General features: G+C 68.0%; 23 protein-coding genes, 2 tRNA genes and 3 pseudogenes. 5 read left to right on the top strand and 23 right to left on the bottom strand.

All coding sequences use genetic code 11. From position 1 onward, the window contains the following. Positions 1 to 7: 7 nt before the first annotated feature. Entirely contained in the window at positions 8 to 1,810 is a 1,803-nt protein-coding gene (pknB, locus tag C3B71_RS00125; protein ID WP_442778379.1) for a Stk1 family PASTA domain-containing Ser/Thr kinase, read from the top strand. Between the two features lie 57 nt (positions 1,811 to 1,867). Here pknB and C3B71_RS16025 read toward each other — a convergent pair whose 3' ends face one another. The 5 genes from C3B71_RS16025 to C3B71_RS00105 form a co-directional block, all read right to left on the bottom strand. After that, positions 1,868 to 2,023 carry a hypothetical protein gene (locus C3B71_RS16025; RefSeq protein WP_181574889.1) on the bottom strand — a complete coding sequence of 52 codons (156 nt, stop codon included), beginning with the start codon at positions 2,021 to 2,023 and terminating at the stop codon, positions 1,868 to 1,870. Beyond that, a complete protein-coding gene (locus C3B71_RS00120; RefSeq protein WP_108965263.1) occupies positions 2,023 to 2,781 on the bottom strand; it encodes a class E sortase in 759 nt (252 codons plus the stop codon). The genes C3B71_RS16025 and C3B71_RS00120 overlap by 1 nt, the downstream gene beginning before the upstream one ends. Before the next feature lie 9 nt (positions 2,782 to 2,790). Next, a complete protein-coding gene (locus C3B71_RS00115; protein ID WP_083565959.1) occupies positions 2,791 to 3,249 on the bottom strand; it encodes a cell division protein CrgA in 459 nt (152 codons plus the stop codon). Between the two features lie 128 nt (positions 3,250 to 3,377). Further along, complete coding sequence (locus C3B71_RS00110; protein WP_108965261.1) at positions 3,378 to 4,238, bottom strand: aldo/keto reductase; 861 nt, start codon at positions 4,236 to 4,238, stop codon at positions 3,378 to 3,380. A gap of 221 nt (positions 4,239 to 4,459) precedes the next feature. Then, positions 4,460 to 5,068, bottom strand: coding sequence for a hypothetical protein (locus C3B71_RS00105; RefSeq protein WP_170866532.1), 609 nt, complete (start codon positions 5,066 to 5,068; stop codon positions 4,460 to 4,462). Between the two features lie 159 nt (positions 5,069 to 5,227). On the opposite strand from C3B71_RS00105, the gene C3B71_RS00100 reads away from it, so the two are divergent. The 3 genes and pseudogenes from C3B71_RS00100 to C3B71_RS16835 all read left to right on the top strand — a co-directional run. Then, a complete protein-coding gene (locus C3B71_RS00100; RefSeq protein ID WP_108969348.1) occupies positions 5,228 to 5,749 on the top strand; it encodes a peptidylprolyl isomerase in 522 nt (173 codons plus the stop codon). 34 nt (positions 5,750 to 5,783) lie between these two features. Beyond that, positions 5,784 to 6,620, top strand: coding sequence for a rhomboid family intramembrane serine protease (locus tag C3B71_RS00095; protein ID WP_073333469.1), 837 nt, complete (start codon positions 5,784 to 5,786; stop codon positions 6,618 to 6,620). 499 nt (positions 6,621 to 7,119) lie between these two features. Then, positions 7,120 to 7,299: pseudogene (locus C3B71_RS16835) on the top strand (helix-turn-helix domain-containing protein); the annotation flags it as partial. A gap of 546 nt (positions 7,300 to 7,845) precedes the next feature. On the opposite strand, the pseudogene C3B71_RS00085 reads toward C3B71_RS16835, so the two are convergent. Then, positions 7,846 to 9,106: pseudogene (locus C3B71_RS00085) on the bottom strand (IS3 family transposase); the annotation flags it as partial. Here C3B71_RS00085 and C3B71_RS00080 point away from each other — a divergent pair. Beyond that, a complete protein-coding gene (locus C3B71_RS00080) occupies positions 9,105 to 9,860 on the top strand; it encodes an integrase core domain-containing protein (RefSeq protein ID WP_108965259.1) in 756 nt (251 codons plus the stop codon). The pseudogene C3B71_RS00085 and the gene C3B71_RS00080 sit on opposite strands and share 2 nt — an antisense overlap. 139 nt (positions 9,861 to 9,999) lie before the next feature. Here C3B71_RS00080 and C3B71_RS00075 read toward each other — a convergent pair. The 17 genes and pseudogenes from C3B71_RS00075 to dnaA form a co-directional block, all read right to left on the bottom strand. After that, a pseudogene (locus C3B71_RS00075) lies at positions 10,000 to 11,311 on the bottom strand (integrase core domain-containing protein). 620 nt (positions 11,312 to 11,931) lie between these two features. Then, entirely contained in the window at positions 11,932 to 12,954 is a 1,023-nt protein-coding gene (locus tag C3B71_RS00070) for a zinc-dependent alcohol dehydrogenase family protein (RefSeq protein ID WP_108965257.1), read from the bottom strand. Between the two features lie 134 nt (positions 12,955 to 13,088). Further along, positions 13,089 to 13,847, bottom strand: coding sequence for a helix-turn-helix transcriptional regulator (locus C3B71_RS00065; protein WP_108965255.1), 759 nt, complete (start codon positions 13,845 to 13,847; stop codon positions 13,089 to 13,091). 19 nt (positions 13,848 to 13,866) lie between these two features. After that, positions 13,867 to 14,019 (bottom strand): hypothetical protein, encoded by a 153-nt coding sequence (locus tag C3B71_RS15665; RefSeq protein WP_159097590.1) that lies wholly within the window; start codon positions 14,017 to 14,019, stop codon positions 13,867 to 13,869. A 45-nt stretch (positions 14,020 to 14,064) separates the two neighbouring features. Continuing rightward, positions 14,065 to 14,409, bottom strand: coding sequence for a HepT-like ribonuclease domain-containing protein (locus C3B71_RS00060; protein ID WP_073333461.1), 345 nt, complete (start codon positions 14,407 to 14,409; stop codon positions 14,065 to 14,067). Then, positions 14,406 to 14,735 (bottom strand): nucleotidyltransferase family protein, encoded by a 330-nt coding sequence (locus C3B71_RS00055; protein WP_108965253.1) that lies wholly within the window; start codon positions 14,733 to 14,735, stop codon positions 14,406 to 14,408. The genes C3B71_RS00060 and C3B71_RS00055 overlap by 4 nt, the downstream gene beginning before the upstream one ends. 34 nt (positions 14,736 to 14,769) lie before the next feature. Further along, the gene (locus C3B71_RS00050; RefSeq protein ID WP_108965250.1) at positions 14,770 to 15,135 is read right to left on the bottom strand and encodes a DUF4342 domain-containing protein; all 366 of its coding nucleotides are present in this window, start codon (positions 15,133 to 15,135) and stop codon (positions 14,770 to 14,772) included. Between the two features lie 223 nt (positions 15,136 to 15,358). Then, a tRNA-Ala gene (locus C3B71_RS00045) sits at positions 15,359 to 15,431 on the bottom strand. Positions 15,432 to 15,434: 3 nt separating this feature from the next. Then, positions 15,435 to 15,569 carry a DLW-39 family protein gene (locus tag C3B71_RS16240; RefSeq protein WP_211483025.1) on the bottom strand — a complete coding sequence of 45 codons (135 nt, stop codon included), beginning with the start codon at positions 15,567 to 15,569 and terminating at the stop codon, positions 15,435 to 15,437. A gap of 29 nt (positions 15,570 to 15,598) precedes the next feature. Beyond that, positions 15,599 to 15,672: transfer RNA gene (locus C3B71_RS00040), tRNA-Ile, on the bottom strand. A gap of 50 nt (positions 15,673 to 15,722) precedes the next feature. Beyond that, complete coding sequence (locus C3B71_RS00035) at positions 15,723 to 16,226, bottom strand: DUF3566 domain-containing protein (protein WP_108965248.1); 504 nt, start codon at positions 16,224 to 16,226, stop codon at positions 15,723 to 15,725. After that, positions 16,223 to 18,862: a DNA gyrase subunit A gene (gene gyrA / locus C3B71_RS00030; RefSeq protein WP_108965246.1), complete on the bottom strand. Its 2,640-nt coding sequence runs from the start codon at positions 18,860 to 18,862 to the stop codon at positions 16,223 to 16,225. The genes C3B71_RS00035 and gyrA overlap by 4 nt, the downstream gene beginning before the upstream one ends. Before the next feature lie 48 nt (positions 18,863 to 18,910). Continuing rightward, the gene (gene gyrB, locus C3B71_RS00025; RefSeq protein ID WP_108969345.1) at positions 18,911 to 20,938 is read right to left on the bottom strand and encodes a DNA topoisomerase (ATP-hydrolyzing) subunit B; all 2,028 of its coding nucleotides are present in this window, start codon (positions 20,936 to 20,938) and stop codon (positions 18,911 to 18,913) included. A 296-nt stretch (positions 20,939 to 21,234) separates the two neighbouring features. Beyond that, entirely contained in the window at positions 21,235 to 21,873 is a 639-nt protein-coding gene (locus C3B71_RS00020; protein WP_234415966.1) for a DUF721 domain-containing protein, read from the bottom strand. Further along, complete coding sequence (gene recF / locus C3B71_RS00015) at positions 21,870 to 23,087, bottom strand: DNA replication/repair protein RecF (RefSeq protein WP_073333448.1); 1,218 nt, start codon at positions 23,085 to 23,087, stop codon at positions 21,870 to 21,872. Before recF ends, C3B71_RS00020 begins: the two co-directional genes overlap by 4 nt. A gap of 123 nt (positions 23,088 to 23,210) precedes the next feature. Then, on the bottom strand, positions 23,211 to 24,344 hold the full coding sequence (gene dnaN, locus C3B71_RS00010) for a DNA polymerase III subunit beta (protein WP_073333445.1): 1,134 nt from the start codon (positions 24,342 to 24,344) through the stop codon (positions 23,211 to 23,213). A 586-nt stretch (positions 24,345 to 24,930) separates the two neighbouring features. Beyond that, the gene (dnaA, locus tag C3B71_RS00005) at positions 24,931 to 26,418 is read right to left on the bottom strand and encodes a chromosomal replication initiator protein DnaA (protein WP_108965244.1); all 1,488 of its coding nucleotides are present in this window, start codon (positions 26,416 to 26,418) and stop codon (positions 24,931 to 24,933) included. Between the last annotated feature and the right edge of the window lie 555 nt (positions 26,419 to 26,973).

Below are 26,973 nucleotides of genomic sequence, written 5' to 3'. Positions count from 1 at the left end.
TCAGCAGATGCTTGCCGGACGTTATGAGCTCCGCGAGCTCATCGGCCGCGGCGGCATGGCCGAGGTCCACCTCGGCTACGACACCCGCCTGAGCCGAATCGTCGCCATCAAGCTGCTGCGCTCGGACATTGCCGGTGACCCGACCTTCCAGGCGCGCTTCCGCCGGGAGGCGACGTCGGCGGCCGCGCTGAACCACCCGGCGATCGTGGCCGTGTACGACTCCGGCGAGGAGGAACTGACCCAGCCCGACGGCACCCGCCGCGCGGTCCCCTTCATCGTCATGGAGTACGTGGAGGGGCACACGGTGCGCGAACTGCTGGGCGAGGGCGAGGCCGTACCCATCTCCGAGGCCGTGGAGATCACCACCGGCGTGCTGGATGCCCTGGAGTACTCCCACCGGGCCGGCATCGTGCACCGCGACATCAAGCCCGGCAACATCATGCTGACCCAGGCCGGCGCCGTGAAGGTCATGGACTTCGGCATCGCCCGCGCAGTGGAGGACTCCGCCGCCACCGTCACCCAGACGCACGCCGTGGTCGGCACCGCCCAGTACCTGTCCCCCGAGCAGGCCCGCGGCGAGGTGGTTGACGCCCGCAGCGACCTGTACTCCACCGGCTGCCTGCTGTACGAGCTGCTGACCGGCCAGCCGCCGTTCACCGGCGACTCCGCGGTGGCGATCGCCTACCAGCACGTGCGGGAGATCCCCAAGCCGCCGTCGTCGATCGCGGCCGACATCCCCGACTCCCTGGACCGGGTGGTGCTCAAAGCCCTGGCCAAGAACCGGGATGACCGCTACCAGGATGCCGCCCACATGCGGGCGGACCTGCTGGCGGCCGCGCGCGGCCTGGATGTGGCCGCACCCGCCACCGACTCCTGGGCGGCCACCACCGTGCTCCCGCAGGAGGCCGAGGCCGCCGCGGCCGCCCCCTCCCCGCAGGAGCAGACGCCCGCGGAGGAGGAGGAGCAGCCGCGCCGTCGCTGGTGGGTGTGGGCGCTCGTGCTGGTGGCCCTGATCGCCCTGGGCACGCTGCTGGGCCTGTACGCCTCCGGGGTTCTGGGCCGCGGTCCCGAACCGACGCCGACGCCGTCCGCCACGGCCGTGGCTGTGCCGAGTGTGTCCGGCATGAGCGAGTCCGATGCCCAGTCGGCCATCGAGAACCTGGGCCTGGTTTACGAGAAGGGCGACGACGTCAACTCCGACACGATCGACGCGGGCCTGGCGGTCTCCAGCGACCCGGGCGAGGGCACCTCGGTGCTGCTGGGGTCGACGGTCACCGTGCACTTCTCCTCCGGCTCGGCCATGGTGAGCGTGCCCGACGTGTCCGGCCAATCCCAGGCCGACGCGCGCACGGCGATCACCAACGCGGGCCTGAGCGTGGGCGACGTGACCACCGAGGACTCCACCGAGGTCGCCTCCGGCGCGGTCATTCGCACCGACCCGGTGGCAGGCACCTCGGTTGAGCGCGGCTCGTCGGTATCCCTGGTGGTGTCCTCCGGTAAGACCACGGTGCCGAACGTTATCGGCATGACCCAGGACGAGGCGCAGTCCGCGATCACGGCGGCGGGACTGACCTACAACAGCTCCACGGTGGAGGGAACCACCGACGACGAGAGCAAGGACGATCAGTACATTGTCACCGCAGTGGACCCGAGCGAGGGCAACAGCGTGGACGCGAACAGCTCGGTGACGCTCACCATTACTCACTACACGTACAAGGCTCCGGCCACGGCCACTCCCGAGCCGACTTCGGACACCGTGACACCGGCCGCCGAACCGACCACCAACGACACTGCCGGCGACAACGGCTAGAGCCCAGGCCCGAGCCGCTCGGCGAGCACGGTCGCCGTCGCAGCCGCAGACGTTCGGTTAGACGGTCGCCTCGCCGGACAGGTTCCAGACCTCGTTGGCCCAGGGGAAGACGACCTCGAACAGGAACAGCACCACGGCCGCCGCGAGGATGAGCGCCTCGAGGGCGCGCAGCCAGACCGGCCCGGGCAGGTGACGCCAAATCCATCCGTACATCAGTTGACCCCCTCGTCGTTCAGCACGGAGGCCGGGCGGCCCTCGGAGCGTTCCATCCAATACTCGAACTTGGCGTGGGTGACCCAGCGGTGGTCGTTGCCCCACTCGCCGACGGTCAGGGAGTGGCAGGTGGTCATGGTCAGCATGCGCTCGGTGGGAGCCTCGCCGGGCCGGCCGGGCACCGGCGCGATGACGTCCACGTCGGTCGGCTCGACGATCTCATGACTGGTGACCGTGTACACGTACCAGGTGTCCCTGGTGGCGACGATGATCTCGTCGCCCTCCTCCAGCAGGTCGATGCGACGGAACGAATTGCCGTTGGTGCGGCGGTGGCCGGCGATGGCGAAGTTGCCGACGGCGCCCAGCTGCTGGGTGTCGGGATAGTGACCGGCGGCGGCCTGGTCGAGCACGTCGGCGCCGATGCCCTCCAGGATCGGCATGTTGTTGTTCGTGATGCCGTACCACTTGGGGACAACCAGCATGCCGATCACCTCCCCGTAGCCGACGGGTGCCACCTCGGGTGGGTCGTCGTAGTGGCGGGTGCCCTCCACGTTCGGCGACTCGACCTGGGTCTGGGTGAAGTCGGCGGCGACGGCGTCGGCCTTCGCGGTGGCATCCAGGCCGGTCCACCACAGCTGCCACACCAGGAACAGCGCGACCACCAAACCGGCGGTGATCAGCAGTTCCCCGAGCCCGAGTAGGAGCGAGTTGACTACGCTCCGTCGCCGCCGGGCGTGCCGCCTGTGCCTCGCCGTCATGATGCTCCGTTACTTCCAGCGCAGCAGGCCGAGGAAGCCGACCAGCATGATGGCGAAGCCGAGGTACAGGTTGCCGTTCACCAGCCAGTCGCTGGCGTGGTTCTCCACGAAGTACGGCAGCGGATAGGCACCCTTGAACAGGTAGGTGATCACCACCCACAGCAGACCGACCACCAGGAACGTGACCATCATCGGCGCGTACCAGCGGGGCGAGCCCGTCTCCTTGACCTTCCGGGGCACGCGGGAGACCCGGTTGGCGGCGGCCCGGGACTCCTCCATGCGGGCCCGCTCCGCGGCGGCGCGCTTGGCCGGGTTGCCGGAACGCTCCGGGCGGGGGTGCTTGGCGTCGCCGGCCCTACCCCGCGGCTTGAGCTTCGACCCGGCCTTGGTTTTGGCCTTGACGTCGCCCTTGTCGGCGGCTTTCCCGGAGCCCTGGTCCGTCTGGTTCTGCGTCCGCGCCACGCGCATCTCCTCACTGGTCACCGGGCCACGACGGCGGCCCGCGACTTCAAGCTTGCTGGACCCTAGCCTAAGCGATTGCCGATCACACGCCGGCTGATCTGCGCGGCGGGTAGAACCGCGGCCGACTCAACGGGTCAGATCTGCACCCGGTCCGGGTGGGAGCCGGTACGCAGGCCACGGTCCAGGGCGTCGACGGCGGCCATCTGTGCGTCGGTGAGCTCAAAGCCGAATACGTCGGCGTTGGCGCGCATGCGCTCGGGATGCGTGGTCTTTGGGATGACCACCAGTCCGTGCTGCAGGTGCCAGCGGATGATGACCTGGGCGGGGGTGACGTCCATTTCGGCGGCCAGGCGCGCCAGCTCGGGGTCATCCAGTACCCGACCGCGGCCCAGCGGTGACCAGGATTCGGTGATGATGCCGAGTTCGTCGTCGACGGCGCGCAACTCGGTCTGGTTCAAATAGGGGTGCAGTTCGATCTGGTTGACGGCGGGAGTGACTCCGGTGGCGTCGATGATGGTGTGCAGGTGATCGGGCTGGTAGTTGGATACGCCGATGGTGCGCACACGCCCGGAGTTGAGGATCTCAATCATGGTGCGCCAGGTGTCCACCAGGTCGATGCCGGGTGAGGCGGCCAGCGGCCAGTGCACCAGGAACAGGTCCAACACGTCCAGGCCCAGGTCCGCCATGGTGGCGTCAAAGCTGCGCAGGGCGTCGTCACGCCGGTGGTTGGGGTTGTTGAGCTTTGAGGTGATCCACAGCTGTTCGCGCGGAATGCCGGAGGCCGCCAGGGCCCGGCCGACGCCGGCCTCGTTGCCGTACATCTGGGCGGTGTCGATATGCCGGTAGCCGACCGCGAGGGCGGCGGTGACGGCGCGCTCGGCGTCGGGACCGGTGACCTTGTAGGTGCCGAATCCGAGCTGCGGGATGGCGACGGGTTCGGTTCCAGACGTGCCCTGGCGGAGCGTCAGAGCCTTTGCGGGAAGGGTGGTGCTCATGCCGCCAGCCTAGCGACGCCGGCGTGAGCACGGCTACACCCCCGGTGGCGGACCTGCAGGACCGAGGCCACGGCGTAGGAGGGCGGGTCGATCCGGACGCACGACGGCGCCCACCCGCCAGGACTTGGGGGTGGGCGCCGTCGTGAGGCTGCGGACGGCGCCGATGCACGGCGATGGCGCGCGGATCGGGGACTCAATTCCGCCGACCCGGGGCCGACGCGCTACTCGGCCGCGGGCGGCTCAGGCGCCTCGGACGGCTTCTCCTCGGCCGCGGGGGTCGACTCGTCGGTGGAATCGGCCCAGTACTCCTCGGCCCAGGGGTCTTCCACGGGCTGACTGCGGCGCCAGACCACGTAGGCGGCGCCGGCGGCGCAGCCGGCGACGGCGAGCCAGCAGAACGTCTTGAGAACGGGGTGCTTCTTCTTCACTGGTACCTCCGGTGTCAGCGCCGCTTCCTTGGCGGCGACGGCGATGCGCTGGGCACGCTCGGTCAGCGTGCCCTCGGTGTTGGCGGCCTCCTGGGCGGCTAGGGCGGCACGCTGGGCGGCGGGAACGTACTCCTCGATCACCCGCACGCGAGCGCCCTCGGCGGCGCGCTGGGCGGCGGGAACATATTCCTCCACCACCCGGGTGCGCGCCTCCTCGACGACCGGCTGCGCGCGCAACTGTGCCTCCTTGGCGGCCTTGGCGAACTCCTCCCGGGCGCGGTTGACGCGAGGCGCCGCCCAGCCTGCGGCACGGCCGGCCTGAGCCGCCAGGCTGTCCGCGAGCGTGGTCGCCTCCTGGCGGGCCCGATCGAGGTCGATCTTCTTGTCGAGGATGTAAGCCATTTCGGTCTCCCTGCTCGGAACGATGAGGTGGTTCACCTCAATGGTGGCACTGTAACGCAGGTCGCACCCATGAAGCTGGGTGCCGTTCTGCCTGGGGTGAACACCGGGTCCCGGGATCCTCCCGCTCTCCCGTGCGACGATGCGGGCATGGAAGCGACCATCGAAGCGACACTCCACACCAACCTCGGCGACATCCGACTCGAGCTGTACCCCGAGCAGGCGCCGCAGACCGTCTCCAACTTTGTTGGCCTGGCCACCGGTGAGAAGACCTGGACCGATCCGCGCACCGGCGCGCAGTCCAACGCCCCCCTGTACGAGGGCGTCGTCTTCCACCGGGTGATCCCCGGTTTCATGATCCAGGGCGGCGACCCGCTGGGCACCGGCACGGGCGGCCCCGGCTACGTCTTCGATGACGAGATCGACCCCTCGCTGACCTTCGCCGCCCCCTACGTCCTGGCCATGGCCAACGCCGGCCGGCGCCTGGGCAAGGGCACCAACGGCTCCCAGTTCTTCATTACCACTGCCCCCACCGAGTGGCTGCAGGGCAAGCACACGATTTTCGGAGCCGTGGCCGACGACGCCTCCCGCAGGGTCGTGGATGCCATTTCGGCGGTAGCCACCGACCCGCGGGATCGTCCCCTGGATGACATCGTCATCAATTCCGTCACTATTCAGCGGTGAGGCGGGTCCAGCGTCGTCGAGACGGGAGCGATTCATGACCGATTCGAACCCGCAGGTCGGCGCCCCACCCGTCTGCCCGCGGCACCCGGATCGGGTGGCCTATGTGCGCTGTCAGCGCTGCGGCCGCCCGGCGTGCCCGGAGTGTCAAGTACCCAGCGCCGTCGGCATCCACTGCGTGGACTGCGCCCGCCGGTCCAGTTCCGGCCGTCGCGGCGTACGCACCGCCCTGGGCGGCCGCCCGGTGGCCGACGCGTTGGTGGCCAAACTCCTGGTGGGTGCCTGTGTGATCGTGTACGTGGGGCAGCTGGTCTACCCGGCAATCACCGGCTGGTTCGACTTCGTGCCCGCACTCGCGGCGACTCAACCGTGGCGCTTCCTATCCACGGCCCTGCTGCACGGTTCGCTGGCACACCTTGGCCTGAACATGTGGGCACTGTGGGTGCTCGGCAATACCCTCGAGCCGCTGCTGGGGCGCTGGAGATTCATCTGTCTGACTGCTCTGAGTGCGCTCGGCGGCTCGACGGCGATCTACTGGCTGGCATCGCCGAGCTCGACATCGTGGATCTCCGGGACAGTGGGTGCGTCCGGCGCCATCTTCGGGCTGTTCGCGGCCGTATTCGTCATCCAGCGGCGCTTCGGGCGCGACACCTCGACCATCGTCGGCCTGCTCGTGATCAATGTGTTGATCTCGGTACTGGGAACCAACATCTCCTGGCAGGGACACCTGGGCGGTTTTCTCACCGGCCTGCTCCTGGCCGCGATCTACGCCTGGGCGCCGCGGGAGCGCCGCACCGCCGTGGGCGTATGGGGGACCGTGGGCGTGGCGGTGCTCCTGGTGGCCCTGGCCGCCGCCCGCATTCTCCTGGTGTAGTCGCAAGACCAGTCACCGACCCGCGCCCCTGGGGACACCTGGCAACCCAGACCCGGATGCCGCTCCGGCTGGTGGAGGCTCTCGGGCACCTGGTCGTTGCTCGGCACCACCTCGGCACCTCCGCGGCGTCATCACACGTACGAGTTCCCGCCTCACGTACGCGTAGCTGTTCCGGCATCGGCGCACGGGCCCGGTCCACCGCCATCCCGCGTAGCTGTTCGTGTTTGTGGGTGCGGCGGGTTGGGCACGACTGGTGCTGTGGTGGTCGTGTTCGGGGCTCTGTTTGACGAGAACCGGCCCACCAAGTGGTCGTGTTCGGGTTGATGAGGACGTCGTCGGCGCCGTTGCGCGTGCGGACGGTTCGTGCGTTCCGGTGACGGTTCGTCAGGTAGCAGCAATGTGTTGTCTCATGACTTCTGGGACTGTTGGATCTCATGACATCTGGGAGTGTCAGAAGTCGTGAGATTCTGGGGCGGTGCGGGTGGGGTTGGGTTGGGGGATGGGTTATGCAGTTTCGCCGTTCAAGCGTCAGCGCATCATTGAGTTTGACTCGCGGGTTGCGGGTGTGAGCGTGGAGGAGTTCTGCCGGCAGGTGGGGGTCTCGAAGTCCTCGTTCTACCGGATCCGTAAGCGGGCCAAGCAGGAGGGACCGGGGGCGGCGCTGGTCGCCCGTTCCAGGGCGCCGCTGCACCCGGCGCGCCGTTGGGATGAGCGGGTTGATGAGCGTATCGCCCAGGTACGCCGGGAGCTGGTTGCCGACGGGAAGGATGCGGGTGCGTGGTCGGTGTGGTGGGTGCTGTCCGGGGCGGGGGCCAACCCGGCCCCGTCGCGGGCGACTATTGCCAGGCGCATGCGGGCCATGGGGCTGGTGGTTCCGGCGCCACGCAAGCGCCCGCGGGTGTCTTTCAAGCGGTTCACGCGTACCAGTGCTAACGAGCTGTGGCAGCTAGACGGTATCGAGTGGCGCATCCAGGGGCGTGTGGTGACCATCTACCAGGTCATCGATGACTGCTCCAGGGTGCTGGTGGCGCTCAAGGCGGCCTGGGGCGGGGAGACGCATGAGGCCACCCGCCAAATCCTGTCCGAGGCGTTCGACTGTCAAGCCCCGGGTTTTGTGGAGGCTGTTTTATCTGGCGCCGGCGGTCGCCGGCTGGGGTTGGCTGGTGGTCTGCTCGCCGACGTCCTGGGCGTCGGCGGTGTCGGTGGTATCTGGTGGTGGTGGGGTGTATGCCTGCTCGTGCTGGACGGGGCTGTGCATGTCGATGGCGGAGTGAGGCCGGACGGTGTTGAACCAGTGCACCCACTCGGCGGTAGCGAGCTCGACATCGTCGATGCCCTCCCAGGGCCCGTGGGAGTCGAGGTACTTGTGGTTGCGGATGAGCTCGGCCTTGTAGAGCGAGTTCAGGGCCTCGGCCAGCGCGTTGTCATAGGAGTCTCCCTTGGAGCCCACCGAGGCCACAGCGTCGCAGTCGGACAGGGTCTGCCCGTAGCGGATCGCCCGGTACTGCACCCCGCGGTCGGAGTGGTGGATCAGGCCGGTAAGGTCGGCTCCTTCGCGCTGGCGCTGCCAGATACCCATCTTCAGAGCGTCCAGCGCCAGATCGGTGTACAAGCTCGTTGACGTCTGCCAGCCGACGATCCGACGGGAGTACACGTCAGTGACAAAGGCCACATACACCCAGCCCGACAGGGTGCGCACGTAGGTGGGGGTACCTCCCACGTAGTGGGGGAATGTCCGCCACCCACAGCTCGTTCGGCCTGAAGGCGCTGAAGTGTCTTTTGACCAGGTCCGCCGGGCATGCGTCCTTCGGTACGGACCGGGTCGTCCTGGGCGACTTGGCGCGGCGGATGCCGTGCAGGCCCATGTCCCGCATCAGACGCTCCACGGTGCAGCGGGCCACATGCCCCAGGCCGTGCCGGGCGGATTCCTCGGGACGGCCCCGCATCGCATGCATCTTCCTTGCGCCCAGTACGCAGTAGTTGTTCTCATGCACCCGCCCGATCTCGGCCTTCAGAGCCTGGTCGCGCACCGTCCTTGCCGATGGGGGACGACTCCTGGCTGCGTAGTAGGTGCTCGGGGCGATCTTGACATCGGCGCTGGCCAGCGCCTGACAGAACCGGCACAGGCCCCGCAGCTCCTCCCTGTGGGAGTCGATGCATCTCGCAGATCAGCGGGACGGGCGGCCTGGCTCCGCCGCGAAGAAAGCCGACGCGCTCCTCAGGATCGCGTTTGCCCTGCGCAGTTCGCGGTTCTCGGCCTCCAGCTGCCTGATCCGCTGGGCGTCCTCGCTCGTGGTTCCCGGCCGGGCGCCTGCGTCAATCTCGGCCTTCTTGACCCAGGTACGCAGCGCCTCGGGGTGGACGCCCAACTCCTCGGCGATCCTGCGGATCGCCCCCTTAGACCTCTCGGGGTCCCGGCGGGCCTCCACAGCCATCCGGGTAGCCCGCTCCCGCAACTCCTCAGGGTACTTCCTCGGTGCACTCATGACAGTGATCCTTCCGTGCATTCACTGCCTCCATCAAACCCGGTGCAGTTCAGACTCCTGGGGGCGGCCCGCAGCCATCCTGACCGACAACGGCAGGGCTTTCAACACTCACCGCACCACCGGATTCGGGCGGACAGAGAGGTGGCTGGCCAGCCTGGGGATCCGTCCGATCAGCGGCGCCATCGGTCACCCACAGACCCAGGGCAAGGTCGAAAGCTCCCACAAGCCCCTCCAGCTGTGGCTGGAAGCGCACCCCTACACCACCCTGGAGGACCTCAACACCGGCCTGGAGTGTTTCACCGCCTACTACAACACCGAGCGCCAGCACCAGGGGCTGGGGATAGCCATAACCCCCATACGCGTGTGGCACCAGGTCCCCCGGGCCCTGCCCAACCCCTCCCCGATCAACCTTGACGCGCTATCCGGGCCGGTGCCGCTGAGCCTGCCGCAGGCAGCCAGCACCGACCCGGCCATCACCAGCAGACAGGCCCTGAGCAACGGGAGCGTGACCTACAAGGGCCGGATCATCTACGTCGGTTCCTTCATGGCCGGCCAGAGAATCGAGTTCCGCCAGTACCCCACCCGCCTGGACCTTTACGACCAGGCCGGAACACACTTCGCCGCGATTCCCTGGCCCCAGCCCACCCAGGCACAGACCCACAGCCGGGCCACCATCAACGCTTCCAAACCACCCAACAGAATCATCAGCAGGCCACCCCGCTCACCCCGCTCCCAACCGTCCCAAAACCCATGAGACTCAACCGTCCCAGAAGTCATGAGACTCAACCGTCCCAGAAGTGTGGAGACAGCACAGTCAGGTAGCAGCAACGGTTCGGCATGAACGGCGACGGTTCGTACCTGTGATGTCTCAGGACATCGGTGACAGTTTTGTGTCAGGACATCGGTGACACTTGGTGTGTCAGGACATCGGTGACAGTTGTGGTGGTTGGTGGGGTTGGGTGTGTGTGGGTGGAGACGTAACGGACGCCGGGTGCGGGCCAGGGGTACTGGGCCAGGATCTCGCCTTGGGTGTCGGTGAAGGCGACTTGGTGGGGGTCCCAGGTGATGGTCACTGGCTGGTGTGCGTGGGTTCTGGATACCAAGAAGCTGATACCGGCCAGGCTGACCACTCCGTTAGCCCCGATGGTGCCTTGGCGCTGCCCTGAGGGCGGTGTTGTGGGCCGGCGCCTGGGGCGGGGTTGTGTGGGGATGCCGCCGACGGATACGGGCTCGTGGTGCTTGGGGCGTGGCGGGGCGGCGACGGGGGTGGCGTCCCACGCCTGCTGGGGTGTCATCCTCCCGGGCAGGGCCTGGTGTCCTCGCTCGGTGTTGTAGATGTGGTCGAAGGCGTCGACTTGGGCTTGTAGCTCTTCGATGGTGTGGGCCAGGGGCTGGTTGTCGAGGTAGCGGAACAGGGTTTGGTGGAAGCGCTCGTTCTTGCCCTGGGTGGTGGGCTTATAGGGCTTGGAGGTGATGGGTTCTACCCCCAGGGTGCGCACGTGGTCGACCAGTTTGCCTTTGCGGCCGCGTCGGGTGGGGTTCAGGGCCGTCCCGTTGTCGGTCAGTAGCCGCTGGGGCACCCCGTAGCGGGCGACGGCCCGGTCGAATACCGCGATAGCCGCCTGGCTGGTCTCGGCGGCGGCGACCAGGGATGCCACCGCCAGGCGGGAGTGGTCGTCGATGAGCTGGAAGATGACGACCTCGCGTCCTCCGGCGAGGACGTACTCGGTGGCGCCCCGTCTGCCAGCAGGCGTTCGGGGCCGGATAGACAAACCGGCGCCATGCCGCCCGGGGCCTCTTCGTGGGCTCGGCTCGGGCCACGCCGGCGGAGCGAAAGATGCGGGCCAGTGATGTCGGCGAGGGCGCCTTGAGGCCCATGGCCCGCATCTTGTCGTGCACGCTGATCGGGCCGCAATCCAGGCCAGAGCGTTCCAGCGCGGCACGCACGTCAAGGGCCTGGGAGCGTACCTGGTCGCTTATGCGTCCCGGGCTTGTGCGAGGACGGCGGGAGCGGGGCTCGAGTACCGCGGCCTCCCCGTCAGCTCGGGCTCGGGCCCGCAGCACATAGAAGGTCTTGCGGGAGATGCCCTCCTGTTCGCAGAACGTGGTCACCGCCCCGCGCGGGGCGTCATCAGGCCACCGGGCGATCGCCAGACGCACACGCGGATCAACACCACTACTGTTGGACTTCCTGACTGAGCTCATGCGCCCAAAAGCACACCAGAACTGTCACCCCCAACAACCCACGAACTGTCACCGATGTCCTGACACAGAACTGTCACCGATGTCCTGAGACATAACAACGACGGTTCGTACCCCTACCCCACGAACCGTCGTCGGACGTGCCGAATCGTCGACCGCAACGCACGAACCGTCACCCATCCGCACACGAACAGCCCGTTTTTGGAGTCTTCCGGATGCTGAGTACGGGGACAGCCGCAAAACGCGTACGTAAGAGATGAACGCATGTGTAGGGGACGGGCTCGTGCCCGAATGAGCGCCTGCACCGCCGATCGCATTTTCCACACCCGAACTCACCGCTGTGGATTCTGGGGAAGCACATCCCTGTCATTCCTCCACACCTGTGGACACTCCTGGGGAAACACACCGATGTGGTTCTCCACAGGGTTGCGCACAGCTGGGGACGAATCGGCAAGATGCGCATATTCACGCCGAAAAACGGTTAACCCACAGCACGGGGATACGTCTGCCTCCCGCCTGTGCACACGCGCAGACAGCGTCTGTGGATGCTCTGCCGGCGCGGAAGCATTCGGGGTGGGCCGCGGTCGATCAGCGCCGCGGCCCACCCCCGCCCTGCTTGCCGCTCAGAGAGTCAGCAAAACCTTGGTGGCGCGGCGCTCGTCCATCGCCCGGTATCCCTCGGCCGCCTGCTCCAGTGGCAGAGTGAGGTCGAACACCTTGCCCGGGTCGATCTTGCGCTCCCAGATGAGCCCGATCAGCTCGGGCAGGAAACGACGCACCGGCGCCGGACCCCCGTGCAGGTGAATCTCATCGAAGAACAGCTCATCGCCCGGAATCTGTACATCATGGGCAATGCCGACGAAGCCGACGTGTCCGCCCGGACGCACCGACTTGCGCGCCTGTGCGAAGGACTCGGCGGTGCCCACGGCCTCGATCACGCTGTGGGCTCCGAAACCATTGGTGAGTTCCTTTACCTTGGCGACGAAATCGTCTCCACGCTCCGCAAGCACGTCGGTGGCGCCGAACTCACGGGCCAAAGCCTGCCGATCGGCGTGACGACTGGAGACGATGATCCGCTCGGCCCCCAGCTCCTTGGCGGCCAGCACCCCCATCAGACCGACCGCGCCATCGCCGACGACGGCCACGGTCTTGCCCGGGCCGACTTCTGCGGCCACGGCGGCGAACCATCCGGTGCCCAGCACGTCGGAGGCCGCCAGCAAGGAAGGCACGATCTCCGGGTCAGGCTCGCCGGGGGTCTTCACCAGCGTGCCATCAGCGAAGGGGATCCGGGCGTACTCGGCCTGGGTGCCGACGGTGTAGGCGACGAACTCCGCGTGCACGCACTTGGACTGGTAGCCGGCCTGGCAGATCTCACAGGTGTTATCGGAAATCACGAAAGATCCCACCACCGGGTCTCCGACCTTCAAGGTTGTCACCTCCGCACCGATCTCGGTGACAACGCCTACATACTCATGACCCATGACTTGGTGGCGACTGTCGTCTTCGCCGCGGTACGGCCACAAGTCCGAGCCACAGATGCAGGTGGCGGTGATGCGGATGATGACGTCGGTCGGGTCAATGATCCGCGGGTCCTCGCGATCAATGACCTGGATATCACGAGGGCCTTCAAGAACTACTCCACGCATGATGTCCTCCGTATGTCTACTGGTGCTTCAAGGACCCGGGTCCCGAACCCGGAGCCCGCCGGGCCGTCCCGGCAGCCCTCAAGTTAAAACCCGCATCCGAGCGCTGGGAGACCCTGACAGGTTCCCCCAGCGGTTCAGCGCCAGGTGGCGGCCTGCTCGCCGCGAGCCCACGTGGGCAGTTTTCCCAGACGCTCTGCATCCACAGAGCCGGGTTCAGCGCTGTAAGTAACGATAGACAGGCCCTTCTCCCCGGGCATCTCGAAACCATCGAAGGTGACCGCGATCGGTCCCAGGTGGGGGTGAAGAAAGGTCTTGTGGCCGGAACGGTGTTCGTATACCTCCTGCCGAGCCCAGTCCTGTCGAAACAGCGCACTGCGGTCGGACAGCTCCTCGATGACGGCGGTTATCGCCTGGTTCAGTGGGTCGCGGCCGACATACAGCCGGAGCATGGCGGCTGTCATCCGACGCGCCTGGCCCCAGTCGCCGTAGTAGCTGCGCGCGCGGCTATCCAGGAAGATAAACCGGGCGATGTTGGGGCGATCAGCTGTGTCGAAATGCGGGTAGTACAGAGCTCTTCCACCCTCATTCGCCGCAACGATGTCATGTGCGGGGTTGTAGACGATGGCCGGCACTGACAGGTTGTTAAGCACACGCTGTACCGAGGGGCGCACGCCTTCCGCCGGGCTCTCCTCCAACCGTTGGGATGCCGGGACGAAGCCGCGGGCCAGATTGAACAGGTGGGACCGCTCGATGTCGTTCATCCGCAGCACCCGGGCTATGGACTCGAGCACGGCGTCGGACGCGCCCCGTATGCGGCCCCGTTCCAAGCGGGTGTAATAACCGGCACTCACCCCCGCCAACTGGGCTACTTCTTCGCGGCGCAGTCCCTTCACGCGGCGCCCGGGCGGCTACTCATTCCCCGGGGTTAGGGCGCGACGGCGGCGGCGTGCCGTTCTCGGATTCATCCACACCGTCGACGTCGGTGCGCTCCACCTCCAGGGTGACCTCGGCGACCATGGCGGCAACGACACCGATTGCGGCCAGCACCGTGATACCGCCGACCACCGCGCGCTGGCGGTCAACGACACACTCAGAAAACCACGGCGACGATCAACCCTCATCCGTCACGACGTGCCGACGTAGAACATCCGCGAGTGGCGGCAGGTAGTTCTCAACAACCTCGCGGACTACAGCAACGTCGACACCAAAGTACTGGTGTACCAGTATGTTGCGGAAACCTCGTATCTGTTGCCATGCGATCTCGGGATGCTGATCGGTAACCTCGGCAGGCAGGTGATTCACTGCCTCGCCGATTATCTGGAGGTTACGCTCAATCGCATCCTCCGCCATATCCGCTACATCGACATCCTCACTTCCGAGAGCGTCCGCATACCGTCGGCATCTATCGATCGCTTGCAACGCATCGGTCACGCGCCGGGCTGAACTGCGACTCATAGCGGCACCGCCTCGACAAGCGCCGCTGCGGAGACCGGCCGTTTGAGCAACTGCACTGGGAACACGTCGACATCGTCTCGTCCGAAGAGGGCCCGCGTCTCCTCCATGAGTCCTGACGCGCGCATGAGCAGGTTGCCATCTGCAGGGTCCATCTCGACCAGAATGTCGATGTCGCTGTCAGCATCCGCCGTGCCGCGCGCAACGGAACCAAAAAGCCTGGGATTGGTCGCCCCGTACCGCGCGAGAAGGGCGAGAAAATCGTCCCGATGCGCCAAAATAAGCCGACGCAAGGCGACCGTCTCCGGCGTGGCAGTGGTCGCAGGCATGCTCTAACCATACCGACACTCACCCTGCGGGTGTCTACACCTCCGGGTCAGGGTTCGGCGACGGGGCTGTTACGTCCTCGGAGCCGCCTTCGACGTCGGTGCGCTCCACCTCCAGGGTGACCTCGGCGACCATTGCGGCGATGACGCCGATAGCGGCGAGAACCGGCGCCGCCAGCACCGTGATACCGCCGACCACCGCGCTGGCCGTCAGGGGCACGCTGAGGAACTCTCTGCCGGAGGAGTCGCGCAGGATGACGCGGCGGACGTTCCCGTCGGCCACGAGCTGCTTGATGGTGGCGATCAACTGGTCACCGGCCACGGTAATCCAGTCGACGACGGTGCGCGGTGCACCGCCCGCCGAATCCGGACCGGAGGAGAACCCATGAAAATCTGTGCTCATGGCTCAAGTCTGACGCGACCGAAGCGCCGGGCACCATGGGGAAGCGCCCTGATTCATCCCCGAGCCACACCCGCGCCGCTACGGCCTCGCCGCGAGTTCCCAGTCCCCGGGCCGACCTCTTCCAACGAGCACCCCGCAGCACATTGGGGTTCGCCGCCGGACACACCGTTAGCGGTGTCTCGAGGCATCGCCGGTCCCGGCGGACTCGGCCGGGAGGAATGAGTGGAGCCAACGGGACTCGAACCCGTAACCCCCTGCTTGCAAAGCAGGTGCGCTACCAATTGCGCCATGGCCCCCGGTCATGCGATGGGGTCGGTGACCTCCGCCCATGCGGCCCGCTCCGCGCGGTTGGCCGCCAGCTTCAGCCAGGCGGCGTAGCCGGCCACCCCGAGGCATGAAAAAACCGCGGCCAGTACGAGCGTTCGGCTCTGCATGAAGCCTCCTCACGTTCCACCGCGGGCGGTGGGCCTAGCTGGACTTGAACCAGCGACCTCATCCTTATCAGGGATGCGCTCTAACCAACTGAGCTATAGGCCCTTGCGACGCGGAAGAGACTAACCTACCGAGTCGCCGGCAACCAAATGCGATCACTCATCTGCGAGTGTGAGATGAACCCCACCGACGAGCGCGGCCGTGATGTTGTACAGGAACGCACCGATGGTGGCCAGCGCGGTCGTCAAGATGATGTTGACGACGGCGATAACGGTGGCCATGGAGATGGCCCGGGAGAACTTCATGTACTCCAGCAGCGCCGAGTAGGCGTTGTAGTTGGAGTCCATGATGGTGCTCAGCAGGTCTTGGACGGTGGAGAACACGTGCATGGCGTCCAACATGAACCACACGAAGGCGGCGGCCACCACCAGCATGATGCCGGCCGCAACACTCAGCAGGAAGGACGCCTTCATCACCGACCACGGGTCGATGCGGGTCAGGGCGAGCCGCACACGGCGCGGCCCCGCAATGGTCTTGGCGGCCGGCTTGGGCTGATTGGGGCTCTGCTGGCTCGCGGCGGGGGCGGCCGGCTCGGGCGCGGCCGCGGGGGGCTGTGTCGGTCCGCCCGTGGCGGGCGGGAAGGACTCCGGCTGACTCATGCCTGGACCTCACTCTCGTCGTCCTCAGACGATACCGCGTCGGCACCCTCGCTCGCAGCGTCCACTCCGGATTCGGCCGCCGCCTGCTCCGCCGAGTCGGCCGACGGCGCCGAGGCCGATTCCTCGTCGTCGCCATCGAGCTCATCCTCGGCATTGCGGGCGACGGCGATGATGCGGTCGCCCGGGTCGGGCTTGGCGAAGGTGACGCCGCGAGTGTTGCGGCCGGTACGGGAGACCTCGGCGACGGCGCTGCGCACCACCTTCCCGGAGGCCATGATGCACATGACCTCATCGGTGGGGGCGGTGGTCAAGGCGCCCACGAGGTCGCCCCGCTCCTCCACCAGGTCGGCGACCTTCACGCCCAGGCCGCCGCGGCCCTTGACCGGGTAGTCGGTGGCCAGGGTGCGCTTGGCGTAGCCGCCCTCGGTGACGACGAACAGGTCGGCGTCCTCCCAGGCGGGGTCCACCACGTCCATGGCCAGCAACGAGTCACCATCGCGGAAGCGCATGCCGGTCACGCCGCTGGTGGCGCGGCCGGTGGGGCGCAGGGTGGCGTCGTCGGCGGTGAAGCGCAGGGCCTGGCCGTGCCGGGAGACCAGCAGCAGGTCCTGCCCGGCGGACAGCAGCGCGGCGGAGACCAGTTCGTCCGGGTTGCCGTCGGCATCCTCACGCAGGTTGATGGCGATCAGCCCGGCCGACCGGTTGGAGTCGTACTCGGTCAGGCGGGTCTTCTTCACCAGGCCGCGGTGGGTGGCCAGCACCAGGTAGTCGGCCTGCTGGTAGTCGCCCAGTTCCATCACTTGGGCGATCTCCTCGCCCGGCTGGAAGGCCAGCAGGTTGGCCACGTGCTGCCCCTTGGCGTCGCGGCCGCCCTCGGGCAGCTCGTAGGCCTTGGCGCGGTAGACGCGGCCCAGGTTGGTGAAGAACAGCAGCCAGTTGTGGGTGGAGGTGACGAAGAAGTGGTCCACCACGTCGTCCTCCCGCAAGGCGGCGCCGCGCACGCCCTTGCCGCCGCGGTGCTGGGAGCGGTAGGCGTCGGTGCGGGTCCGCTTGGCGTAGCCGGAGCGGGTGATGGTGACGACGACCTCCTCCTCGGGGATCAGGTCCTCGGCACTCATCTCCCCGTCGAAGGGCAGGATCTTGGTGCGGCGATCGTCGCCGTACTTGTCGACGATCTCGGCCAGCTCCTCGGAGACGATGCGGCGCTGGCGGGCCGGGTCGGCGATGATGTCCTTCAGGTCGGCCACGCGGGCGGTCAACTCGTCGGACTCCTGCTGGATCTTGAGACGCTCCAGGGCGGCCAGGCGGCGCAGCTGCAGGGAGAGGATGGCCTCGGCCTGAGCCTCGTCGACGCCGAGCAGCTCCATCAGGCCGGTGCGCGCCTCATCGGTGGTGGGCGAGTGACGGATCAGGTCGATGACGGCGTCGAGGGCGTCGATCGCCTTGAGCAGGCCCCGCAGGATGTGCAGCCGCTCCTCGGCCTTGCGCAGCCGGTACTGAGAGCGGCGCACGATCACGTCGATCTGGTGGTTCACCCAGTGGCGCACGAAGCCGTCCAGGGACAGGGTGCGGGGCACGCCGTCGACCAGGGCCAGCATGTTGGCGGGGAAGTTATCCTGCAGCTGGGTGCGCTTGTAGAGGTTGTTCAACACCACCTTGGCGACCGCGTCGCGCTTGAGCACGATCACCAGGCGCTGGCCGGTACGGCCGGAGGTCTCGTCGCGGATGTCGGCGATGCCGCCGATCTGCCCGTCGCGCACCAACTGGGCGATCTTGTCGGCCAGGTTGTCGGGGTTGACCTGGTAGGGCAGCTCGGTGACCACCAGGCACTGGCGGCCCTGGATCTCCTCGACATTCACCACCGCCCGCTGAGTGATCGAGCCGCGGCCGGTGCGGTAGGCGTCCTCGATGCCGCGTCGGCCCAGGATGGTGGCGCCGGTCGGGAAGTCGGGGCCGGGGATGCGCTGAATCAGCGCCTCCAGCAGCTCCTCGCGGGAGGCTTCGGGGTGGTCCAGGAACCACTGCACGCCGGCCGCGACCTCGCGCAGGTTGTGCGGGGGGATGCGGGTGGCCATACCCACCGCGATGCCCTCGGAGCCGTTGACCAGCAGGTTGGGGAAGCGCGAGGGCAGGATGACGGGTTCCTGGTTGCGGCCGTCGTAGTTGTCCTGGAAGTCGACGCTCTCCTCATCGATGTCGCGGACCATCTCCATGGCCAGGGGCGCCATCTTGCACTCGGTGTAACGGGGTGCGGCCGGCCCCAGGTTGCCGGGGGTGCCGAAGTTGCCCTGCCCGGCCACCAGCGGGTAGCGCAGTGACCACCATTGCACCAGGCGGGCGAGCGCGTCGTAGATGGCGGCGTCACCGTGCGGGTGGTAGTTACCCATGACCTCGCCCACCACGCGGGAGGACTTGGAGAAGGAGGCGGTGGGGCGGTAGCCGCCGTCGTACATGGCGTACAGGACGCGGCGGTGAACCGGCTTGAGTCCGTCGCGCACGTCGGGCAGGGCGCGCCCGACGATCACGCTCATGGCGTAGTCGAGGTAGGAGCGCTGCATTTCCATCTGCAGGTCGACCGGGTGGATGCGGTCTCCGGTCGGCTCCAGGGCGGGGAGCTCGGTGGTCTCGTCGCTCACGAATTTCCTTTGCTTCTGCGTTAGTTGCGGTACGTGGGGGCGGCCGGATCAGATGTCCAGGAAGCGGACGTCGGCGGCGTTGCGCTGGATGAAGGAGCGGCGCTGCTCGACGTCGTCCCCCATGAGGATGGAGAAGGTTTCGTCGGCGTCGGCGGCCTCGTCCAGGGTGACCTGCTTGAGGATCCGGTTGGCCGGGTCCATGGTGGTCTCCCACAGCTCGTGGTCGTTCATCTCGCCCAGGCCCTTGTAGCGCTGGATCCCGCCCTCCTTGGGCAGGCGGCGGCCCGCCTCGGCGCCGGCCTTGAGCAGCTGGTCGCGTTCGGCGTCGGAGTAGGCGAACTCGTGCTCGGTGCCGACCCACTTGAGCCGGTACAGGGGCGGCATGGCGATGTAGGTGTGGCCCTGCTCGATCAGGGGGCGCATGTAGCGGAACAGCAGGGTCAGCAGCAGGGTGGCGATGTGCTGACCGTCGACGTCGGCGTCCGCCATGATGACGATCTTGCCGTAGCGCAGCTTGGAGATGTCGAAGTCCTCGCCGATGCCGGTGCCGAAGGCGGTGATCAGGGAGCGAATGGTGTCCGAGGACAGGGCCCTGTCCAGGCGAGCCTTCTCCACGTTTAGGATCTTGCCGCGGATCGGCATGATGGCCTGGTGCTCGGGGTCGCGCCCGCCGACGGCGGAGCCGCCGGCCGAGTCGCCCTCGACGATGAAGATCTCGCACTCCTCGGCGTTGCGGGAGGAGCAGTCGCGCAGCTTGCCCGGCATGGAGGCGGACTCCAGCACGCCCTTGCGGCGGGTGGCCTCGCGGGCCTTGCGGGCGGCCATGCGGGCGGCGGCCGCCTGGGAGGCCTTGGTCAGCACCGCCTTGGCGTCGGCAGGGTGGGAGTCCAACCAGTCGCCGAGCCGGGCGTAGACGGTCTGCTGCACGAAGGTGCGGGCCTCGGTGTTGCCGAGCTTGGTCTTCGTCTGGCCCTCGAACTGCGGGTCGGTGAGCTTGACGGAGATGACGGCCGTCAGGCCCTCACGGATGTCTTCACCGGTGAGGTTGTCGTCCTTGTCCTTGATCAGGCCCTTCTCGCGGCCGTACTTGTTGACCAGGGTGGTCAGTGCGGTGCGGAAGCCCTCCTCGTGGGTGCCGCCCTCGGTGGTGTTGATGGTGTTGGCGTAGGTGTGGACGGACTCGGAGTAGGCGCCGGTCCACTGCATGGCGATCTCCAGGCTGATGGCACGCCCGTCGCCGAGGTCCTGCTCGGCCTCGAAGTCGATGATCTCGGGGTGGATCAGCTCGACCTTCTTGGAGCGGTTCAGGAAGGCCACGTAGTCGCGCAGACCGTGCTCGTAGCAGTAGGTGACGGACCGGTGCCCCTTGACCGGGTCGTCGGCGGTGCCCAGTTCGTCGCCGGTGATCTCATCCCCGGAGTCGGTCACGCCCTCGCGCTCGTCGGTCAGGGTGATGCGCAGGCCCTTGTTCAGGAAGGCCATCTGCTGGAAGCGACGGCGCAGGGTCTCGTAGTCGAAGACGGTGGTCTCGAAGATGGCCGGGTCCGGGTAGAAGGTCTGGGTGGTGCCGGTGACGTCGGTGGCCTCGCCGCGCTCCAACGGGGTCAGTGGACGGCCGCCGTCGCCGAAGCTCATGCGCCACACGTAGCCCTGGCGGCGCACCTCGGTGTCCACGCGGGTGGACAGGGCGTTGACCACGGAGATGCCCACCCCGTGCAGGCCACCGGAGACGGCGTAGCCGCCGCCGCCGAACTTGCCGCCGGCGTGCAGGATGGTCATGACCACCTCGACGGTGGGCTTGTGCTCGGTGGGGTGCTCGTCGACGGGGATGCCGCGGCCGTTGTCGACCACGCGCAGACCACCGTCCGCCTGGATGGTGACCTCGATGTGGTCGCAGTAGCCGGCCAGCGCCTCATCCACGGCGTTGTCCACCACCTCGTAGACCAGGTGGTGCAGGCCGCGCTCACCGGTGGAGCCGATGTACATGCCGGGGCGCTTGCGTACCGCCTCCAGGCCCTCCAGGACGGTGATGTCGCCGGCGTCGTAGCCGTGCTCGGTGCGGCTCGTCGCTGCGATATCCGCCTCCGGGGCGGGCGCGGCGGTAGGCTCGACGCTGCCGGTATTGCTGCTTGCGGTCACAGGCTGATCCAGGTCAGACACGTATCATTTGCTCCTCGTCATGTGCGCCGGGCTGATTCCCATGCGGGCACCCAGGCGCCGGAATTCGGGCTTGGGACCCGGCGCGTGTAGGTGGGTACCTGGTGCATGGCCTTGGGCGCACCATGGGCATTTCCGCGCCGATTCTACCGTGTTCGACTCCGGTTTCGGGCCTCATGACGCCAATCGCGACGTGGGCAACGTCACCCGTTAGGTCACCCGTAGGTATCGCGTGGGCCGCGTCCGCCGCGGGCGGCACCGAAGCGACCGTGCCGCCAGGTGGGGCCGGCCGGGCCCAGGATGCGGATTTCGACGGCGCCGCCGTTCCGGCCCAGGGCCTGCTCCACCTGTCGTTCGATGCCGGGCAGCAGTAGTCGCAGCTGCTGCGCCCAGGCGCTGGAGGAGGCGCGCAGGGTCAGGCGGCCGGGCTCGAAACGCTCGATGACGGCGTGCTCGGCGATCTGTTCGCCGACGATCTCCCGCCAGCGCACCGCCACCGACGCCATGGCCAGTTTGGAGGCCCAACCGTGTCGCTCGGCGTAGCGGCGCAGGTCTTGTTTGCCGGTGCGCGGGTCGAAGCGGGTGGGACCGGGCCGGTCGCGGCCGGGCGGCAGTCCGGGGCCACGGTCCATATCGGCACTGTCGGCGCCGCCCGCCCCGGCGTCCCGCCCCGGGCTCCGACGGCGCTGGTCCCAGGCGGCCACGCCGTCGACGTCCGCCGCCTGCCGGGACAGCCGGCTGCGGGTCTGGCCGGCCTCCCAGGCGCGACCGCGCTCACGGGCCAGGGCGCGGGCGGCGAGTGCGTCGGCCGGATCGGCGTCGTCCGGGGATACCGGGGTGCGGGGATCGATCATGGTTGCACCTGCGAGCCGGATTCGGTGCGGGTGACGTGGAAGCGCCTTCCCGCCAGGGCCGCGGGCACGTCGTCGTCGACGGCGGCCGTGAGCAGCACCTGCTGGGCGTCGGCGGCGATCCCGGCCAGGGCGTGACGGCGGGCGTCGTCCAGGGAGGCGAAGACGTCGTCGAGGATGAGCACGGGCTCGCCGTCGCCGGCGTAGGCGTCCACGTCGTGGCGCAGCATCTCGTAGGAGGCCAGGCGCAGCGCCAGGGCCAGCGACCACTGCTCGCCGTGGGAGGCGAAGCCCTTGGCCGGCAGAGCGTCAAGGAACAATTCCAATTCGTCGCGGTGGGCGCCCACCAGGTTGGCACCCCGGTCGATCTCGCGGGCATGCAGCTCGCCCATGGCCGTCTCCAGCCGGGCGGCGGTTGCCGGCACGTCGCGCAACGGTTCTTCGGCGGCCAGGACGGCGGCCGCATCGGCCGGGTCCGGCTCGTCGGCGCCCTCGTGGGCCAGCAGGCTGGCGCGGTAGGCGATGCGGGCGTCGGTGCGGCCCTCGCTGACCCGGCCGTAGCAGTCGGCCACCCAGGGGCGCAGCCGCTGCACGACGTCGATGCGAGCGGCGATCAGGCGGGCGGCCGCCGCGGCCAGTTGGGCGTCCCAGACCTCCAGGGTGGAGAGCATGGAGGCGGTTGAGGCGCGGGCGGCCCGGGCCGACTTCAGCAGGCTGGCGCGCTGGGCGAGGATCTTGTCGTGCTCGGCACGCACGCCCGCGAGCGTGGGTCGCAGGGTGACGGCGAGGTCGTCCAGGAAGCGGCGGCGCACGCTCGGCTGCTCACGCACCAGGGCCAGGTCCTCCGGGGCGAAGACGACGGTGCGCAGGATCCCCAGCAGGTCGCGGGGGCGGGCGTTGGCGCGGTTAAGCCGGGCCCGGTTGGCGCGCCCGGCGATCAGTTCCAGCTCCAGGACGCTGGGCCGTTCACCGTGGACCACCTTGGCGCGGATGACGGCGCCGGCGGGTTGGGGAGTACCGGATGCGGCGCGGCGTACCAGGGCCGCGTCGGTGCCGGCGCGGTGACTGGACAGGGTGGACAGGTAGGCGATCGCCTCCACCAGGTTGGTCTTGCCCTGTCCGTTGGGTCCAATGAACGCCGTCGGCCCGGGCTCGAGGGTGAGGACGAGCTGGTGGAAGGAGCGGAAGTCGTCCAGGGCCAGGTCAGAGACGTACATTCCGCCTCACCTCCCGTGGACGAGTCACGCTTAGGGGCGTGTAAGCACCGATTCCTCGCACCGTCACCCCGCACAGGCGGATGGTGCGGCTGAGAGCCGGAAGCATTTGGGCCGGGGCCGTCCTCAGGCACCGAAGCGGATCGGCATGATCAGGTAGCGGAAGGAGGTGTCCTCCTCGCCGTCGATGGCGCTCATGCCGGTCAGTACCGCGGGCTTGGACGGGTGGGTGAAGTCGAAGCGCACGTACGGCTGGGTGATGGCCCCCAGACCGTCGAGCAGGTAGGCGGGGTTGAAGGCGGTGGCGATGTCCTCGCCGTCCAGGTGGGCGACCAGCTGCTCGGAGGCCTGCGCGTCGTCACCCTGCCCGGCGTCGAGGGCCAGGTTCCCGGCGGTGAAGGACATGTGGATCGGGGCGGCCCGGTCCGCCACCAGGCTGACGCGGCGCACGGCGCTCATGAGTTCTTCGCGGCCGACGGTGGCGTGAATCGTGGTGGTCTCGGGGAACAGGCGCAGTACCGGCGGGTAGTCGCCGTCGGTCAGCAGGCTGGTGGTGCGACGGCCGCCGGCCTCGAAGCCGATCAGGCTGGAGCCGACCGAGTCGGCTTCGGTCAGCGCGATGGTCACGTCGCCGGTCGAGGTCAGGGACTTGGCGACGTCGGACAGTGTGCGGGCCTTGAGCAGCGCCTGCGTGGCCATCTGCGGGTCCTGCGGCTGCCAGGTCATTTCGCGCACGGCCAGGCGGTAGCGATCGGTGGCCATGAGGGTCAGGGAGGGGCCATCGACCTCCATCTGCACGCTGGTCAGCAGCGGCAGGGTCTCGTCGCGGGAGGCGGCGACGGACACCTGGGAGACGGCCTGGGCCAGGTCGTGGGCGTCGACCGTGCCGGCCACGCCGGGCATCTGCGGCAGCGCCGGATAGTCGTCGGCGGCCATGGCCGCAAGTGCGAAGTGGGAGGCGCCGCAAGTGACGGTGACCTTGGTGCCTTCCACCTCCAGGTCAACGGGCTTGGCGGGCAGAGACTTGGCGATGTCCGCCAGCAGTCGCCCGGAGACCAGGACAACGCCCTCTTCCTCGACGTCGGCGGGAATCTCGCAGTGCGCGGAGACCTCGTAGTCGAAGGAGGCCAGGATCAGGGAGGTGGTGGTGGCCTCGAGGCGGACGCCGGCCAGCACGGGCACCGGGGGACGCGCCGGCACGGAGCGGGCGGTCCAGGTGACGGCGTCGGCGAGGACGTCGCGGTCGACCCTGAGCTTCATTTCGTGCCTCCTCGGCGGCCGGGCGCTCCCGGCATAAACGTGGTGTGTGCGGTTTTTCGCTGAGTGTAGACGCATCAGCCCTGTTGACGCACCGTGGGCCCGGAGCCCGCGGTCGGCGCCGGTTCACGCGGCGTGTGGGCATGGGCGGCTCGGCAGGGACTTGCGGTGCAGGTGCGGGCCGGAGTTGATGCGCGGTGAATGACAAGTCTGGTAGGGGTTGTAGGTGGTGTGGATGATGGGGATAACCGGTGTTTGCGGCGGCGTTGCGCGGGGCGCGGATGTGGAATTACAAATTCGTGGTTCCGTGGACGCGCGACCGCGGTGGTGGATTGTGTAGTTCGCCCGCGTCGGCGTCCCCAGACGCGGTCCAGGCAGTCCACACGCCGGACCCGCGTTGTCCACCGCCGTTCCGCAGCGCCGTCCACACCCCGTCATCCCTTCTAATGCGAGCTCTTGTGCGAGCTTTTGCACCCTGCTGCGCACGCCGTAGCCGCGTACCAGGGTGCAAAAGCTCGCAACAGGGCACGAACTCGTGCGTCAGACCGCCCCGCGGCTGAAAGGCCTGCCTTAAGGAGACGTCGGCGCGTCAGCCGGCGGAGGACTGGGCGGCCTGCTTGATGCGGGCGGTCAACTCGGCGACGTGGTTGTAGGTCTCGCGGCGCTCGGCCATCTGGGTGCGGATCTTCTTGTCCGCGCTCATCACCGTGGTGTGGTCGCGACCGCCGAACTCGCGGCCGATCTGCGGCAGGGACATGTCGGTCAGCTCCCGGCACAGGTACATGCCGATGTGGCGGGCGTGGACGATGGTGCGCGCCCGGTTGGCCGAGCACAGGTCGTCGATGCTGATGCCGAAGTAGTCGGCGGTCTGCGCCATGATCAGCGCGGAGGTGATCTCCTCGCTGGCCGGGTCGGTGATGATGTCCTTGAGCACCAATTCCGCCAGCGTGCGGTCCACCGGCTGCTTGGTCAACGACGCGAAGGCGGTCACCCGGATGAGGGCGCCCTCGAGCTCACGGATGTTGGTGGTGACCCGGCTGGCGATGTACTCCAGCACGTCCGCCGGCAGGTCCAGCCCCTCGGCACTGGCCTTGCGGGACAGGATCGCGGTGCGGGTCTCGAAGTCCGGCGGCTGCACGTCGGCCAGCAGCCCCCACTCGAAGCGCGAGCGCAGTCGCTCCTCGAAGCCGCCCAGGGCCTTGGGTGGCTGGTCGGAGGTGAGCACCACCTGCTTGTTGGCGGTGTGTAGGGCGTTGAAGGTGTGGAAGAACTCCTCCAGTGTCTGCTCCTTGCCCTGGAGGAACTGGATGTCGTCAACCAGGAGGATGTCCACCTCCCGGTAGCGGCGCTTGAAGGCGTCCATGCGGCCGTCGGCCACCGAGGCGATGAAGTCGGAGACGAACTCCTCGCTGGAGACGTACTTGACCCGGATGGAGGGGTAGAGCCGGCGGGCGTAGTGGCCGATGGCGTGCAGTAGGTGGGTCTTGCCCAAACCGGAACCGCCGTAGATGAACAGGGGGTTGTAAGCCTTGGCGGGTGCCTCGGCGACCGCAATGGCGGAGGCGTGGGGCAGCCGGTTGGACGAGCCGGTGACGTAGGTGTCGAAGGTGTACTTCGGGTTCAAGTCCGAGTCGGCGTTAGGCGGCTCCGCCGTCGGGGAGGGCGGACCGCTCATGTAGCCGGGGACGGTTGCCGGTGCGGCTGCGGGTGGGGTTGAGGAGGTCACGGCCGGGGTGGGCGCCTCGGGCAGGGGATCGACGGCGGGGCCGGCCAGGCGAGCGGTGGGCGCCTCGGGCCGATTGGCGAGCACGGGCGCGGAGGACTCCAGCGAGGTGTCTACGATCACTTCGAACGGGACGTCGTAGCCGGCGGCCCGGCGCAACGCCTGGGTGATCAACTCCCGGGAGCCGTCGACGATGCCCCGGGCGAACCCGGAACCGACGATGAGTACGAGCGTGCCGTCGACGTCGACTGCACGGGTCGTGCGAATGATGGATAACTTGCCCTGGCCGAGCTCGGCCGAGGAGGCAAGGATTTCGAGGGCCGAGCGCCATTGTGCTGTCGCTTCGTCGGCCACGGCTGACTCCTGACTGACTGTTTGGAAACTGGTCGATGGTTGAGGATGGGTGTTTCGATGATCGCCCGGTCGGCTGGAAGCCGACTGGGCGGATGCGCTAGTGGAACCGTAGTCGATCCCGGACGCATGTCGGTCGGCCCTGCGTCGCACACGCCCGGACGCGCCGCCCGCCGGACAGGCAGTTGCACACAGGTTTGTCCACAGTTGGGGATGAGTATGGCACCCCCGCGCGGGTGCCGTCGGGTTCTAAGGCATGCCCCGCGACGTTGGGGACGGGTGGGGTTGTGCTGCATCGGATCTCGGCCGGCACCGGCGTCGAATGTGCACAGGCGCGGGTCCCGGTAGTTCACAGGCTTGGGAAAAGCTGCCGACGGCTAGACATCAGACGTATATCCGCGCCGGCGGGCGGTTCGGTACTCGCGGGTGGGCGGGGCCGGGTGGTCGGCAGGTAGGGGTTCGGCTGCTCGCCCTGTGTGCGCCCAGGGTGAGCGTGGGCCGGGCGTGTTCGGGTTCTCATCACATTGCGGCCGTAATCGTTTGACCGCGGGGAAAGCC

The organism is Actinomyces sp. Z16 (assembly GCF_003111765.1).
Taxonomy (GTDB): domain Bacteria; phylum Actinomycetota; class Actinomycetes; order Actinomycetales; family Actinomycetaceae; genus Actinomyces; species Actinomyces glycerinitolerans.
This window is presented reverse-complemented; position numbering and strand designations above follow the sequence as displayed.